Annotated in this window: 14 protein-coding genes; 7 read left to right on the top strand and 7 right to left on the bottom strand. The window is 70.2% G+C overall.

Translation table 11 applies throughout. The features are described 5' to 3' along the window. The first annotated feature begins 50 nt into the window (after positions 1–50). Together AB0B28_RS11285 and AB0B28_RS11280 are read left to right on the top strand one after the other, a co-directional pair. Entirely contained in the window at positions 51–1,313 is a 1,263-nt protein-coding gene (locus AB0B28_RS11285) for a sensor domain-containing protein (RefSeq protein WP_360119689.1), read from the top strand. Next, a complete protein-coding gene (locus AB0B28_RS11280; protein ID WP_360119687.1) occupies positions 1,304–1,951 on the top strand; it encodes a response regulator transcription factor in 648 nt (215 codons plus the stop codon). Before AB0B28_RS11285 ends, AB0B28_RS11280 begins: the two co-directional genes overlap by 10 nt. A 6-nt stretch (positions 1,952–1,957) precedes the next feature. On the opposite strand, the gene AB0B28_RS11275 is transcribed toward AB0B28_RS11280, so the two are convergent. The 7 genes from AB0B28_RS11275 to rimP form a co-directional block, all read right to left on the bottom strand. Further along, positions 1,958–2,200 (bottom strand): type II toxin-antitoxin system HicB family antitoxin, encoded by a 243-nt coding sequence (locus AB0B28_RS11275; RefSeq protein ID WP_360119685.1) that lies wholly within the window; start codon positions 2,198–2,200, stop codon positions 1,958–1,960. A 1-nt stretch (position 2,201) separates the two neighbouring features. Further along, positions 2,202–2,393: a type II toxin-antitoxin system HicA family toxin gene (locus AB0B28_RS11270; protein ID WP_360119683.1), complete on the bottom strand. Its 192-nt coding sequence runs from the start codon at positions 2,391–2,393 to the stop codon at positions 2,202–2,204. Between the two features lie 67 nt (positions 2,394–2,460). Next, positions 2,461–3,894: a methyltransferase gene (locus tag AB0B28_RS11265; RefSeq protein WP_360119681.1), complete on the bottom strand. Its 1,434-nt coding sequence runs from the start codon at positions 3,892–3,894 to the stop codon at positions 2,461–2,463. Continuing rightward, positions 3,895–6,816 carry a translation initiation factor IF-2 gene (gene infB, locus AB0B28_RS11260; RefSeq protein ID WP_360119679.1) on the bottom strand — a complete coding sequence of 974 codons (2,922 nt, stop codon included), beginning with the start codon at positions 6,814–6,816 and terminating at the stop codon, positions 3,895–3,897. Between the two features lie 110 nt (positions 6,817–6,926). After that, positions 6,927–7,202, bottom strand: a complete 276-nt coding sequence (locus AB0B28_RS11255) for a YlxR family protein (RefSeq protein WP_360119822.1) — start codon at positions 7,200–7,202, stop codon at positions 6,927–6,929. A 46-nt stretch (positions 7,203–7,248) separates the two neighbouring features. After that, a complete protein-coding gene (gene nusA / locus AB0B28_RS11250) occupies positions 7,249–8,283 on the bottom strand; it encodes a transcription termination factor NusA (protein WP_360119677.1) in 1,035 nt (344 codons plus the stop codon). A gap of 76 nt (positions 8,284–8,359) precedes the next feature. Continuing rightward, the gene (rimP, locus tag AB0B28_RS11245; RefSeq protein ID WP_360119675.1) at positions 8,360–8,821 is read right to left on the bottom strand and encodes a ribosome maturation factor RimP; all 462 of its coding nucleotides are present in this window, start codon (positions 8,819–8,821) and stop codon (positions 8,360–8,362) included. 84 nt (positions 8,822–8,905) lie between these two features. On the opposite strand from rimP, the gene AB0B28_RS11240 reads away from it, so the two are divergent. From AB0B28_RS11240 to AB0B28_RS11220, 5 genes are all read left to right on the top strand, one after another. Next, complete coding sequence (locus tag AB0B28_RS11240; RefSeq protein WP_360119673.1) at positions 8,906–9,301, top strand: hypothetical protein; 396 nt, start codon at positions 8,906–8,908, stop codon at positions 9,299–9,301. Beyond that, positions 9,298–9,708 carry a DUF4439 domain-containing protein gene (locus tag AB0B28_RS11235; protein WP_360119671.1) on the top strand — a complete coding sequence of 137 codons (411 nt, stop codon included), beginning with the start codon at positions 9,298–9,300 and terminating at the stop codon, positions 9,706–9,708. Before AB0B28_RS11240 ends, AB0B28_RS11235 begins: the two co-directional genes overlap by 4 nt. Positions 9,709–9,843: 135 nt before the next feature. Beyond that, entirely contained in the window at positions 9,844–10,455 is a 612-nt protein-coding gene (locus tag AB0B28_RS11230) for a PadR family transcriptional regulator (RefSeq protein WP_360119669.1), read from the top strand. Positions 10,456–10,464: 9 nt separating this feature from the next. Next, entirely contained in the window at positions 10,465–11,184 is a 720-nt protein-coding gene (locus tag AB0B28_RS11225) for an ABC transporter ATP-binding protein (protein WP_360119667.1), read from the top strand. Beyond that, positions 11,184–13,994, top strand: coding sequence for an FtsX-like permease family protein (locus AB0B28_RS11220; protein ID WP_360119665.1), 2,811 nt, complete (start codon positions 11,184–11,186; stop codon positions 13,992–13,994). The genes AB0B28_RS11225 and AB0B28_RS11220 overlap by 1 nt, the downstream gene beginning before the upstream one ends. Positions 13,995–14,028 lie beyond the last annotated feature (34 nt).

Genomic DNA, 14,028 nt, shown 5'->3' with positions numbered 1-14,028 from the left:
GGCGGGGCGGCCGGGTCGCGGTGGCGGCCCGGCTTTTCTAATGTTGACGCATGCGTACAACCCTTCGGCAATTGGGCGTCGACACCGGATATCTGATCTCGATGTTCGCCATTGCCTTGCCCGCCTTCATCATCGGTGTCGTCGGCACCCTGCTCGGGGTCGGCACGGCCATCATCTGGATCGGGGTGCCGATCGCCGCGTCGACGATGTTCGCGATGCGCGGCATGGCCGCCGCGGGCCGTTCGATGCTCCCGGCGGTGCTGCGCCGCGAGGTGCCCCGTCCCAGGTACAAGCAGGCCCCGGAGGGCGCTTCGGCGCTGCGGCGGTTCCTGACGGCTTTGACCGACGGGCAGTCGTGGTTGAACATCCTGTGGGCGGTGACGGTGCTGCCGGTGGCGATCGCGGGCTTCGCGATCGCGATCGCGTGGTGGTCGGTGCTGCTGGCGACGCTGTCGTACCCGCTGTGGGGCTGGATCATCATCGTCGCGACGGGCGAGTCGGGGCAGGGCCTCGAATACGCGACCCGTTGGCTCGGCTGGGGCGACTCATATCTGGCGATGTCGGCGCTGACGCTGTGCGGCGCGGTCGTGATGGCGTTGACGATCGTGCCGGTCCTGCGGGGCATGGCGATGGCCGAGGCGCTCATCGGCAAGGGGATGCTCACTTCGCTCAGCGGTCTGCACGAGCGGATCGACCAGTTGGAGGAGTCGCGGAACGCGGCCACTTCGGCCGAGGCCGACGCGCTGCGCCGGATCGAGCGGGACATCCACGACGGCCCGCAGCAGCGGCTGGTGGGCCTGGGCATGGAGCTGGCCCGCGTCAGGCGCCAGTTGGCGACCAATCCCGAAGCGGCGCAGGAGACGTTGGACGCGGCGATCACCCAGACCCGGGAGACGATCGACGAGCTGCGGTCGCTGTCGCGGGGCATCGCCCCACCGATCCTGACCGACCGCGGCCTGGACGCGGCACTGGCGGCGCTGGCGGCACGCTCGCTCGTGCCGGTGGAGTTGGAGACGAACTTGGAGGGCCGCTACCGGGCGGCGGTGGAGAGCACGGTGTACTTCGTGACCGCGGAGTGCCTGACGAACATCGCGAAGCACTCGGGGGCGACGAAAGCGACCGTGTCGGTCGAGGACTGGGGAGATAGGCTGGTGCTCTCGGTCGGCGACAACGGTATCGGCGGGGCCCACGTGTCCAAGGGGCACGGGCTCGCGGGCCTGACCGACCGGGTCAAGGCCGTCGAGGGCCAATGGACGATCGACTCCCCCGACGGCGGTCCGACCGTGATCGTCGTGGAGGTCCCGTGCGCGTAGTCGTAGCTGACGACGCTGTACTGATTCGTACTGGTCTGGTCAAGCTCTTGCAGGAGTTCGACTGTGAAGTGGTTGCGGAGGTCGGCGACGGAGACTCCCTAGTGGAGGCCGTCGCCGAGCACCGCCCCGATGTGTCCGTAGTAGACGTTCGAATGCCGCCCTCGTTCACCGACGAAGGCCTCAGAGCCGCCACTCGCGCCCGGGAACTCGTCCCGGGCGCTCCGATCCTCATCCTCAGCCAGTACGTCGAGGTCTCCTACGCCGACGACCTCCTGGCCGACGCCCGCGGCGCGGTCGGGTACCTGCTCAAGGAGCGGGTGATCGACATCGACGACTTCATGGAGTCCCTGCGCCGCGTCGCCGGCGGCGGCACGGTCTTCGACCCCGAAGTGGTCAGCCAGCTCATGGTCCGCCGCCGCCGCAACGACCCCGTCGCGACCCTCACCCCCCGCGAGAAGGAAGTCCTCGGCCTCATGGCCGAAGGCCACTCCAACAAGGCGATCGGCAAGCGCCTCTTCATCTCCGACGGCGCGGTCGAGAAGCACATCCGCAACATCTTCACCAAACTCGCCCTCAGCAGCGAAGACACCGACCACCACCGAAGAGTGAAAGCCGTCCTCGCCTACCTCAGGTCCTGACCGCGATCAGGCCGCGCCGGCCTTGGCGTGCCAGGCTTCGACGACGGAATCGACACCGCCGGTGCCGACCTCGGTGAGGGTGATCTCGACGGATGCGATGGGTACATCGAACATCGTCGCGATGAGATCCTGGGCCATCGCCACGGCGTCGGCCCAGTCCTCACCCTGCGTCACCGCGCCCCGGATACCGGGAACGGCGACGACCCAACCACCTTCAGGCGCCGCCTCGGCGATCGCGTGATAGCGCATCTCAAGCCTCCTCTGCCTGCCGGATGACGGCTCGCGCCGTGCCTTCCTTGATCTCCCGGTGACGCGGCACGAACAGCGCCTGATCAAGGATCCGGTACATGTCATGGCTCCCGCCGTGCCGAACGAACTCCAGACTAGCGTCCTTGTCCTCGGCGATCTTCATCAAAGCTCTCAGCAATTCGCGTTGCTTCACCCTTGCGAGGGTTCCGGAAGCCATTCGAACATAAGCGGATCGACACGCCGGAGGCTCGTGTTCCGTTTCAGGCGAGGCGCAGGAAGCCGCGTTCGGTGAGGCGGTGGATGATCGGGTAGAGCTGGGCGTAGAGCATTGCGGGGTCGGCGCCGTAGGTGTCGGCGAGGAGTTGGACTTGGAGGCGCACCTCCGTCTCGCCGGTGCAGGCTCCCATGAACGCCACCACGAGCGGGTCGATCTCTTCGGCGTAGCGCATGCCTTCGGCCTGCTGGAGCCATTGGCGGTCGACGTCCCAGCCTTCTTCGCCGATCGCGGCCGCCTGCTGGAGGGCCACGCCTTCCGCCACTCGGAGCTTCGCGGTCCACAGGGTCTCCGGTTCGAGGTCGGCCTCGCGGAGAGCGAACCAGTCGGCGATCCGGTCGCGCCACGGCGTCTCCACCGCGTGGCGGGCCTCTTCGCAGACCACTTCGGTCGGGGCGTCGATGCGGCGCACGGCGATGAAGCCGAACCCGACGCCTTCGACGCCATTGACGTCGAACCAGTCGAGCCATGCGGCGGCCTGGTCTGCGTCGTGGTCCTCACCTGAGTCCCGCTGCCAGGTCCGCACGTAGTCGAGCGGGTCGAGCACTTCGCGTTCGACCGCCCACACCCGCGCGCCGGTCTCGGGGAACCAGCCCGCGATCCTCTCGCCCCAAGCCTCTCCCTTGCGGTGCAGCCAGTTCGCGAGGAACCGCATGTCACCGCCGGGGTTCAGGATCGAGGTGGACGCGGCGGCGAGTTCGGCTGCCACGCCGTCGGCCTCGCGCCCGGCGTCGCGGTAGGTCCAGCCCGAACCGGGCGTGGCGATCACGAACGGCGGGTTCGCGACCACCAGGTCGAACCGGCGGCCCTCTACGGGCGCGAGCAGGTCCCCTTGCAACAGTTCGAGTTCGGTGCCGCCCACTTGAGCGTTCAACGCCGCGAACGCCAAAGCGCGTTCACTCAGATCGGTCGCGGTGACAGTGCCCGCGTTCAAAGCGAGCGCCTGGACACCGCACCCGGTGCCCACGTCGAGCGCGCTCTGGACCCCCTCTCGCGGCGTGAGGTCGAGGAGGAGCCTGGAGGCCCCGCCCACGCCGAGCACGTGCTGGCGCGAACGCCCACCGGTCGTGTTCGGCCGCTGGTCGGAGAACAGGACCCGCCCGCCCTCGAACTGGGCGCCCCAGCCCGCGATCACCTCGTACCCGCCGGAGACCAGCAGGCCGCAGCGGATCGCCTCGCCCACGGTGAACGGCGCCAAAGCGGCCTCGGCCGCCTCGGTGGCGACCTCGACGCCGATCACGAACAGTCGGGTCCACACCCCGAGCCGGTCGTCCCCGCACTGCGCCAGCAGCGCCCGGTAGTCGCCCCGGTCGGCGGCGTCCACGGCATCGGGGCCGTAGACGCGCCGCAGCGCGGCCCGGTCGAAGCCCCGGAGGGCCTCGCCGAGCCGCGCTGCGGCCTCAGCTTCGAGCAGACGCACTTAGTCGCGCGGCTTCTCGCGCATCTCGAAGGCTTCGATGACGTCGCCCTCTTCGATGTTGTTGTAGTTCTTCAAGGTGAAACCGCACTCGAAGCCCTCGCGGACCTCGGTCGCGTCGTCCTTGAACCGGCGCAGCGTGGAGATGGTGGTCTCGATGACGACGTTGCCGTCGCGCATGAGCCGCACCTTCGCGTTGCGCTTGATGGAGCCGCTGGTGACCAGCGCACCGGCGATGTTGCCGAACTTCGAGGACCGGAAGACCTCGCGGATCTCGGCGGTGCCGAGGGCCGCTTCCTCGTACTCGGGCTTGAGCATGCCCTTGAGCGCGGTCTCGATCTCCTCGATCGCCTGGTAGATGACGGTGTAGTACCGGACGTCCACGCCTTCGCGCTCGGCCATGTCGCGCACGCGACCCTCGGCCCGAACGTTGAAGGCGATGATCGTCGCCGACTCGCCGTCGCCGGCCGCGGCGAGGTTGACGTCCGACTCGGTGATCGGACCGACCCCGCGGTGGATGACCTGGAGCTGCACTTCCTCCGGGATCTCCAGCGCGACCAGCGCCTCTTCGAGGGCCTCGACCGAACCGGCGCCGTCACCCTTGATGATGAGCGAGAGCGTGGTGCGCTCGCCTTCGGCGATCTTGTCCATGAGGTTCTCGAGCGTGGTGCGCGAGACGCGGGACGCCTGCTGCGCCGCGCGGCGGCGAGCCTGCCGCTGCTCGGCGATCTGGCGGACCATGCGGTCGTCGTCGGCGGCGAGGAACACGTCCCCCGCCATCGGGACCGAGGACAGACCCTGCACCTGCACCGGGAACGACGGGGTCGCCTCGGTGACGCGGTGGCCGTCGGCGTCGTGCATCGCCCGGACGCGGCCGTGGGCCCCGCCCGCCACGATCGAGTCGCCGACGCGCAGCGTCCCCTTCTGGACCAGGACGCTCGCGACCGGGCCGCGGCCCTTGTCGAGGTGCGCCTCGATCGCGATGCCCTGCGCGTTCCCGGTGGCCGAGGCCTCCAGTTCGAGCGAGGCGTCGGCGGTCAGGAGGACCGCTTCGAGCAGCTCGGCGATGCCGATGCGCGGCTTGGCGGCCACGTCGACGAACATGGTCTGCCCGCCGTACTCCTCGGCGACCAGGCCGTACTCGGTCAGCTGCTGGCGGACCTTGCCCGGGTTGGCGTCGGGAAGGTCGGTCTTGTTGACCGCCACCACGACCGGGGCGCCGGCGGCGCTGGCGTGGTTGAGGGCCTCGACCGTCTGCGGCATGACGCCGTCGTCGGCCGCGACCACGAGCACCACGATGTCGGTCACGTTCGCACCGCGGGCGCGCATGGCGGTGAACGCCTCGTGGCCCGGGGTGTCGATGAAGGTGATCGCGCGGTCTTCGCCCTCGTGCTCGACGTGCACCTGGTAGGCGCCGATGTGCTGGGTGATGCCGCCCGCTTCGCCCGCCACGACGTTGGTGTGGCGGATCGCGTCCAGGAGCTTCGTCTTACCGTGGTCGACGTGGCCCATGACCGTGACGACCGGGGGACGCGACACGTAGGTGTCCTTGTCCTCCTCGTCGAGGTCGATGCCGAACTGCGAGAGCAGCTCGCGGTCCTCTTCCTCGGGGGACACGATCTTGATGTCCCAGTCGAGGTGGGCGCCGAGCAGCTCGAAGGTGTCCTCCGAGACCGACTGCGTGGCCGTCACCATCTCGCCGAGGCCGAACAGCTCCTGCACGAGGGTCCCCGGCAGGGTGCCGATCTTGTCGGCGAAGTCCGAGAGCGACGCGCCGCGGGCGAGGCGAATGGTCTCGCCGTTGCCTCGGGGCGCGCCCGACTGCATCCTCGGCGCTGCGAGGTTGTCGAACTCCTGGCGCCGCTGACGACGCGACTTGCGGCTCTTGCCTCGGGGGCCGCCGCGGCCGAACGCGCCCGCGGCACCGCCGCCGCGCGCCTTGCCGCCGCCGCCCGCGCGACCGCCGCCGCCACGGTACGGAGCCGGTGCGCCGGTCGAAGGACCGGAACCGCCGGCGCCGCCCGCGCCTCCGCCGGAGCCGCCGAACGTGCCGCGGTAGTTGCCACCGCCGCCCGCACCGGGACGGCCACCGCCGCCACCGGGACGACCGCCGCCGCCGGGGCCGCCGCGACCGCCGCCGCGGGCCCCGCGGGGACCGCCGCCGTCACGACCGCCGCCGGCCGGACGACCGGGCATCATGCCCGGGTTCGGCCGCGGGGGCATCATGCGCGGGCTGGGACGGGGACCGCCGGGGCGGTCGCCGCCGCCCTCAGGGGCGGCCGGGCGCGGCTTCGCACCGGTGCCGCCGCCAACGCCGAACGGGTTCTTGGGCCCGGGCTTGGGGCCGCCGGGACGGGCGGCCGGAGCGGGCTTGGGGCCCGGCTTCGGCGCCGCCGCGGCGACGCGCGCGGCCTCGGCCTGCTCCTGCTGACGCTTGAGCAGCTCCTCGGCGCGCTTCTGCTCGGCGGCGACCTCGATGTCTCGGGCGCTGGCCGGCTTCGGCTCGGGCTGGGTCTGGACGGGGCCGGGCTTGGGGCCCGGCTTCGGTCCTGCCGCACCCGGCTTCGGGGCGGCCTTCTTCGCGGCCTTCTTGGCCACGGCCTCGGCCTTCGCCTCGGACTTGGCGTCCTTGGCGTCGACCTTGGCCTGCATGATCTTGGACGGGCTGGGAGCCGCCGGGCGCGGACCCTTGGGGGCCGCCGCCTTCTGGGGCTCGGGCGTCGGGGACTCGGTGTTCCCGGCCGACGCTGCCGGGGCGCCCTGTCCGTCGGCGTATTCCTGCCGCAGCCGACGCGCCACCGGCGCTTCGACCGTGCTCGACGCTGACTTCACGAACTCGCCCATGTTGCCGAGCTTGGCGAGCAGTTCCTTGCTCGTCGTGCCCAGTTCCTTGGCAAGTTCATGTACGCGGGGCTTTGCTGCCACTGCACTCCTCACATTCGAGGTCGTACGGGCAGCGCCCGCCGACCTCAGCTTTCCACTAGCAACCAGTTCATCGGGAGAACTTCATCGCGTGGTCTTCATTCGGTCCATACCTACTTTGCGTGTGCGGGAGTCGGCCTCTCGGCCGACTCCGACTCGACAAGGGCTCGCACCGCGGCGACGTCCACGGGTCCTTCTATCCTGAGCGCCCGGGCGAACGCACGCTTACGAACTGCCTGTTCAAGGCAGTTCGTGTCGTGGTGCACATGGGCTCCGCGTCCGCTGAGGCGGCGCTTCGGGTCCGGAACCAGCAGGTTCTGGGAACCCTCAGAGCGTTGAACGATGACGCGCAGCAGCTCGGAAGCCGATGCGCGCCGGCGGCAGCCCACACAGGTGCGGACGACCGCTGCGTCACGTTGCGATCCGATGTTCAGTCTACCTCCCGGATCGGCGAGCGCCACCGGCCGGGCCGGTCTCCTCCTTCGCGCCGCCGGAGACGTGCGCGTCGGACTTGATGTCGATGCGCCACCCGGTCAGGCGCGCGGCCAGGCGCGCGTTCTGGCCCTCGCGGCCGATCGCCAGCGACAACTGGTAGTCGGGGACCACGACCTCGGTGGAGCGGGTGGCCTCGTCGACGACCCGCACTGACAGGGTCTTCGCCGGGGACAGGGCGTTGGCCACGAAGCGGGCCGGGTCGGCGTCCCAGTCGACGATGTCGATCTTCTCGCCGCCGAGCTCGCTCATGACCGCGCGCACGCGTGAGCCCATCGGGCCGATGCACGCGCCCTTGGCGTTGACGTCCTTGGTTGTGGCGCGCACCGCGATCTTGGAACGGTGACCGGCCTCACGTGCGATCGCTGGGATCTCCACGGCGCCTTCGTCGATCTCGGGGACCTCGAACGCGAAGAGCTTCTTGACCAGGGCCGGGTGGGTGCGCGAGAGGGTGATCTGGGGGCCGCGGGCGGTGCGGTTGACTTGGATGACGATGGCGCGCAGTCGCTTGCCGTGTTCGTAGTTCTCGCCGGGGACCTGCTCGTTGAGGGGCAGGGTGGCTTCGATCTTACCGAGGTCGACGGTGATGATGCCGCGTTCGTTGCGTTCGCCGTGGGCCTGGACGACGCCGGTGACGATGTCGCCCTCCTTGCCGGAGTACTCGCCGTAGTTGACCTCGTCGGCGGCCTCGCGCAGGCGCTGGAGGATGACCTGCTTGGCGGTCTGGGCGGCGATGCGGCCGAAGCCCTCGGGGGTGTCGTCCCGCTCGGAGACTACTTCTTCCTCTTCGTTCAAGACCGGTACCAGGACGTTGGCGATGCCGTTGTCGCGGTTGACGACCACGCGCGCGCGCTCATCGGCCCCGGGGGTGTGCTTGTAGGCGGTCAGCAGCGCCGATTCGATGGCGCCGAGGATGGTCTCGAAAGGGATGTCGCGCTCGCGTTCAAGCGACCGCAGCGCGGCCAGGTCGATATGCACCCGTTCTCCTTAAGTCTTTTGAGTTGTCCTCACCGCGGCCGTTCAAGGCGTGCGAGCCGCGGCGCCCGCCGGGCGCTCATCTCAGCTCGATCTGCACCTTGCCGGGCCCCAGCTCGGCATAGGCGGCCGAACGGCGCACGCCGTCGGCCTCTAGTTCGATCCCCCGCTCGCTGGCGGCCGTGACACGCCCGGTGACGGGCTCCTCCCCGATCTGCACGGCTACCAAGCGCCCAATATTACGCCGCCAGTGCCGAGGCTCGGTCAGCGGACGGTCGACGCCGGGAGAGGAGACCTCCAGGGTGTAGGCGGCGTCGGCGAAGGGGCCCCCGGTGGCCTCGGCCTCGTCCAGAGCGCGCGAGCACGCCTTGGAGACCACGGCCACGTCGTCGAGGCTGATCCCGCCGTCCTTGTCGACCAGAACCCGCACCAGCAGCCGCCGTCCGGCCTTGGTGACCTGGAGTCCTTCGAGGTCGTAACCGGCGTCCCCGATGGCCGGAGCCAGGATCGCCTCGACCTCGGCCTGCCGTTCAGCACCCATGCGCAATACCCCTCCCGTTGCCTGATCCGCCGAGATTAACCGCCCGGGGGCCGAAAGGAAAGGACAGCCTGGGAAACTGGGTGCGTGTTCACGACCCGACGCGGACTCCTGGTCGGGGCGGCCGTACTCGCGGCCGCCGGTTGCACCCGGGAGAAGGCGCAGATCATCATCTCCGACGCGGACCTGACCGCCGCGCTCCACACCGCCCGCGCCCTGGCTCAGGGCGCCGAGGCCTTGGGCTACAGCGACATCGCCCAGGACCACCTCGCCCACGTGTCCACGTTGGAGCGACTGCTGCGGCCGGGCAAGGTCGGCGAGGTCGAGGCGGCGCTGCCCGCCGACGCCACGGCCCTGGCCGAGGCCGAGCGGACCGGCAGCGCCGAGGCCGCCGAGGCGTGCCTGAAGACCGGCACGAAGTACGCGGTCCTGTTCGGCGAACTGGCCGCCTCCCGCGCGGCCCACGCGGCGGTGCTGGCATGACGGCGACCGACGACGGCCTGGCGGCCGAGTACGCGGCGATCTACGCCTACGGCGCGGCCACCGTGCACCTGGACGGCGATCCGCGCTGGGTGGCCGAGTCCCTTGAGGCCGAGCATCGCTCGCGCAGGGACGCTCTGCTGGACTACTACGACGCGAACGGGCTCGACGCGCCCCCGGCCCTGGCCGGGTACGACTTCGAGCCGCTCACCGACGCCGAGGGAGCGCAGCAGCTGCTGCTGGAGGTCGAGGCGAACGTCACGACCGTGTGGCGGGCGGGCCTGGGCTCCGAGCCCGAGGTCCGGGAACTGTGCCTGGACATGTACATCGACGCCGCGGTGGCCTTGGCCCGCTGGAGGATCGCGATCGGGTCGGCCGCGGCCGACCCGTGGCCGGGCCGCCCGGAATAAGAGGCGTTCTCGAAGGATCGGCGGCGGCTTCACCCGGTTGTCGCCGATTCGTCATGCCCCGCGCTCGCAGCCTGCATACCAGCTATGCCATACTCGGTATCTGAAATAACTTTCACCAGCGATACGAGGTTGCACATGAGTGTCAAACACAGCCTCCTGGCACTGCTCGAACGCGGACCGGCCTACGGATACCAGCTCCGAGCCGCCTTCGAGAGCGCCACCGGCAACACCTGGCCGCTCAACATCGGCCAGGTCTACACCACCCTCAACCGCCTCGAACGCGACGACCTCGTCGAGGCCCTGCCCGAGAACGAATCCGGCCAGCGGCCCTACCGGATCACCGAGCCCGGCCGCCGCCAGCTCGCCGGCTGGTTCGCCTCCCCCGTGCAGGCCGCCGACCGCCCCAGGGACGAACTCACGATCAAGCTCGCGCTCGCGGTCACCACGCCCGGCGTCGACGTCGCCGACGTCATCCAGCGCCAGAGGTCGGCCACCCTGCGCCTGCTCCAGGAGTTCACCCGGCTCAAGGCCGCCGAGGAGCGCGCCGAACTGGCCTGGCGGCTGGTCCTGGAGTCGATGATCTTCCGCGCCGAGGCCGAGATCCGCTGGCTCGACCACACCGAGGCCGTGGTGGCGCGCGCCGCCCGGGAGCCGAAAGTCCCGCTCCCCCAGCCCGGACCCGAGACCGACAGCGTGGGCCAGGCGTTCGTCCTGGCCTCCGACGACACCTTCGAAGAGAAGCGGTAGCCCCCCCTGATGACCGTCCTGCACCTCCGGGGCGTGAGCCGTGTCCACGGCCTCGGCGAGAACGCCGTGCACGCCTTGATCGACGCCGACCTGACCGTGAAGGCCGGTGAGCTCGTGGCCATCATGGGCCCGTCCGGCTCCGGCAAGTCCACCCTGCTCAACCTCGCCGGGGGCCTCGACGCCCCCAATTCCGGCGAGGTCCTGGTCGAGGGCACCGTCCTCGCCTCGCTCAACAAGAAGAAGCTCGCCGGGCTGCGGCGGCGCAGCATCGGCTACGTGTTCCAGGACTACAACCTGGTGCCGAGCCTGACCGCGGCCGAGAACGCCTCACTGCCCTTGGAACTGGACGGCATGTCGGCCGGGAAGGCCCGCAAAGTGGCCATGGCCGCGCTCGAAGAGGTCGGGCTCGACGCGAAGCAGGGCGACCGCTTCCCCGACGAGATCTCCGGCGGGCAGGCGCAGCGCGTCGCGATCGCGCGGGCGCTCATCGGGGAGCGGCGGCTCGTGCTCGCCGACGAGCCGACCGGCGCGCTCGACTCCAACACCGGCGAAGAGGTCCTCAAGCTCCTGCGCCGCCGCTGCGACGCGGGCGCGGCGGGCCTGCTGGTCACCCACGACGCCCGGCACGCGGGCTGGGCCGACCGGGTGGTGTTCCTGCGCGACGGGCGGGTCGTGGACTCGTCCGCGCCGCTGGCCGACGCGACGACGCTCCTCGAAGGGGCCGAATGATGTTGGCGAGCACCCGACTGGCGTACCGGATCGCCAGGCGCGAGGCCCTGCGCTACAAGGGCCGGTCGGTCCTGTCGATCGTGCTGCTCGGCCTGCCGCTGCTCGGCGTGGCCATCGGGGCCAGCGCGTACGACACGGCGGTGCTGTCGCCTGAGCAGGACGCCGAGCTGTACCTGGGCGAGACCGACGCGTACATCGAACCGGCCTACATGGGCGGCGCGATCGTGCAGCACTCGTGGGACGAACGCAACCCCTGGGCCGAGCCGGTCAACTCCGGCGGGTACGAGGACATGTCCGACATCGTGCCGTCCAAGACCCAGATCCTCGCGGCCCTGCCGCTCGGGTCGTGGATCGCGCCCTACGACGCGATGGGCTGGTCCACCGAGGAGATCGGGGTCCAGACCCCGAACGGGATCGGCACGATCGAAGGCTACGGGTACGACCTGTCCGACCCGATCTATGAGGACTCCGGCCTCGAATACCTCGAAGGCGGCGCGCCGGGCAGGGGCGAAGTGGTCCTCAGCGAGGACGCCGCGTCCTACCTGGAGGTCGGGGTGGGCGACTCGCTCGAGACCACCGGCAATCAGGACTTCGAGGTCACCGGGATCGTGGAGATCCCCTGGAACATCAACGGCCACTTCGCTATCGGACCGATGTTCCCCGACAACGCGAACGGCTGGCTGGTCGACACGCCCGAGGAGCTGACGCACGAGGACGCGCTCAAGCTCAACGAGCTGGGCATGACCGTGTGGGCCGGCTCGCTGCTGGACCTCCCGCCTTCGGGCGTGGCGGTGCAGGAGTCGTACATGGTCGACGAGTGGTCGCTCATGATCTACGGCCTGCTCGTCGTGGTCATCCTGATGGAGGTCATCCTCCTGGCCGGGCCGGCGTTCGCGATCAGCGCCAAGCGCCGCACCCGCGAGTTCGCCCTCATGAGCGCCAGCGGGGCCACCCCGTCGCAGATCCGCAACACCGTCCTCGCCGGCGGCGTGCTGTTCGGCCTGCTCGCGGCGATCGCCGCGGTCACGATCGGCATCGCGACCGTCGCGATCGGCAGGCCCCTGCTCGAACAGATCATCGGGCAGCGCACGCCCTCCCTGGAGGTGCTGCCGTGGCTCCAGGCGTCCCTGGTGGTCGTGGCCATCGCGACAGGCCTGCTGTCGGCGCTCGCGGCGGCCATCAGCGCCTCCCGCGTCAACGTGGTCGCGGCGCTCATGGGCCGCACGCCCGGTCGCAAGGGCTCCAAGCGCTGGCTGGTGCTGGGACTGGTGATGGTCGGAGCCGGTATGGCTTCGGGCTTCGGGGGCATCACGCTGTGGAGCCTGCCGCTCATGGCAGCCGCGATCGTGTTGCTGCAACTGGGCCTGGTCGCGTGTACGCCCGCGCTGCTGGCGGCGGCCGCGAGGCTCGGCCGCTGGATGCCGCTGGCGCCGCGGATGGCGCTGCGGGAGGCGGGCCGCAACCGCGGTTCGGCGGCCCCGGCGATCGCGGCCGTGCTCGGCGTGGTGGCGGGCGGGATGGCGTTCACGCTGGTCGTCACCGCCGACAACGTGCGCAACGAGAGCAACCAGGACCGTGCGCTGCCCGAAGGCACCACGACGTTGGACCTGTACTCCTTTGTCGACATCGACGAGGACGGCAAGGTCGTCGAGGAGGCCGACTACGACGCCGGAGCGGCCGAGGCCGAGGCCAAGCTGCGCAAGCACTTGAGCGACGTGGAGCTCATCCCGGTCTCCCTCTCCGATGTGGGCTTCGACTGCGCCGCGGGCGTCGAGGGCATCGACGACCCCTTGCAGGCCTACTGCAACTACACGCTGGTCCGGCCCGAGGCCAACGAGTGCTCGTACTGGCAGATCGAGACCACCAACGAGGACGAGGTCAGAGCAGCCGTCGAGGCGGCACGGGAGGACCCGCGCTGCGACGAGACCTCCGCCAACAGCGGCTGGGGTCTCTACGAGGTGCCGACCTCGGACGACCCGAGGGTCGTGGAGCTCTATACCGGGTTGAAGGGCGAGAAGCTCGACGAGGCGATGGCGGTGCTCGACGAAGGCGGCGTGATCGTGTCCGACTCCTGGGCGATCGACGACTCGGGCCAGGTCGAGTTCCTGACCGAGATCTGGGACATGAACAGCGACGGCGAGGCGGCCGCGACGTTCACGACCACCCTGCCCGCGATGAGCGTGGACCGGGACCGCCTGGGCTACGCGGGGGTGTTCTTGAGCCCCGGTGCCGCCGAGGAGCTGGGTATGACCCCCTCGCACTGGATCCAGCGGTACGTGGTGGAGACCTCCACGGCCGTCGACGGGGCGCTGGTCGAGAGCATCGCGTCCGATCTCAGCCCCAAACTGGTGAACGGCTCCATCGAGGCCCGGTTCGAGCGTGCCGACTACACCGATCGAAGTTCGCTGTACATCATGCTGGCCGTGGCCGCGCTGTGCGCCGCGATCACGCTGGGTTCGACGGCGGTCTCGACCGGCCTGATCATCGCCGAGCAGCGCCAGGAGATGACCACGCTCGGCGCGGTCGGCGCCGCACCGGGGCTGCGCAAGCGGTTCGCGATGTGGCAGACCACGATGATCGCGCTGTTCGGTACCCTCCTGGGGACGATAGCCGGGCTCATCGGCTACGCGCTGATCCAGGCGGCGCTCAACCGGCCGCTCCAGAACCAGTACCCGTTCGAGACGCTGTACGGCTGGGAACTGCCGTGGGCGAACTTCGGGATCATGCTCTTGGCGGTGCCGATCCTGGCGGCAGTCGGGGCGCTGGTGTTCACCAAGGCGCGGCTCCCCAGTGAGCGGCGACTGACGTAACCGGAGGAAACCCGGACCCGTCGGCGCAGTGCGC

Source organism: Glycomyces sp. NPDC046736 (assembly GCF_040645615.1).
Taxonomy (GTDB): domain Bacteria; phylum Actinomycetota; class Actinomycetes; order Mycobacteriales; family Micromonosporaceae; genus Glycomyces.
The sequence above is the reverse complement of the archived record's forward strand: the minus strand, read 5'-3'. Positions and strand labels throughout refer to the sequence as shown.

What these genes read in the sequence shown, in the direction of transcription:
- AB0B28_RS11285 (WP_360119689.1), top strand. Translation starts at nt 51, where the DNA reads ATGCGTACAACCCTTCGGCAATTGGGCGTCGACACCGGATATCTGATC.
- AB0B28_RS11275 (WP_360119685.1), bottom strand. Translation starts at nt 2,200, where the DNA reads ATGCGCTATCACGCGATCGCCGAGGCGGCGCCTGAAGGTGGTTGGGTC.
- rimP (WP_360119675.1), bottom strand. Translation starts at nt 8,821, where the DNA reads ATGGGTGCTGAACGGCAGGCCGAGGTCGAGGCGATCCTGGCTCCGGCC.
- AB0B28_RS11235 (WP_360119671.1), top strand. Translation starts at nt 9,298, where the DNA reads ATGACGGCGACCGACGACGGCCTGGCGGCCGAGTACGCGGCGATCTAC.
- AB0B28_RS11230 (WP_360119669.1), top strand. Translation starts at nt 9,844, where the DNA reads ATGAGTGTCAAACACAGCCTCCTGGCACTGCTCGAACGCGGACCGGCC.
- AB0B28_RS11225 (WP_360119667.1), top strand. Translation starts at nt 10,465, where the DNA reads ATGACCGTCCTGCACCTCCGGGGCGTGAGCCGTGTCCACGGCCTCGGC.
- AB0B28_RS11220 (WP_360119665.1), top strand. Translation starts at nt 11,184, where the DNA reads ATGTTGGCGAGCACCCGACTGGCGTACCGGATCGCCAGGCGCGAGGCC.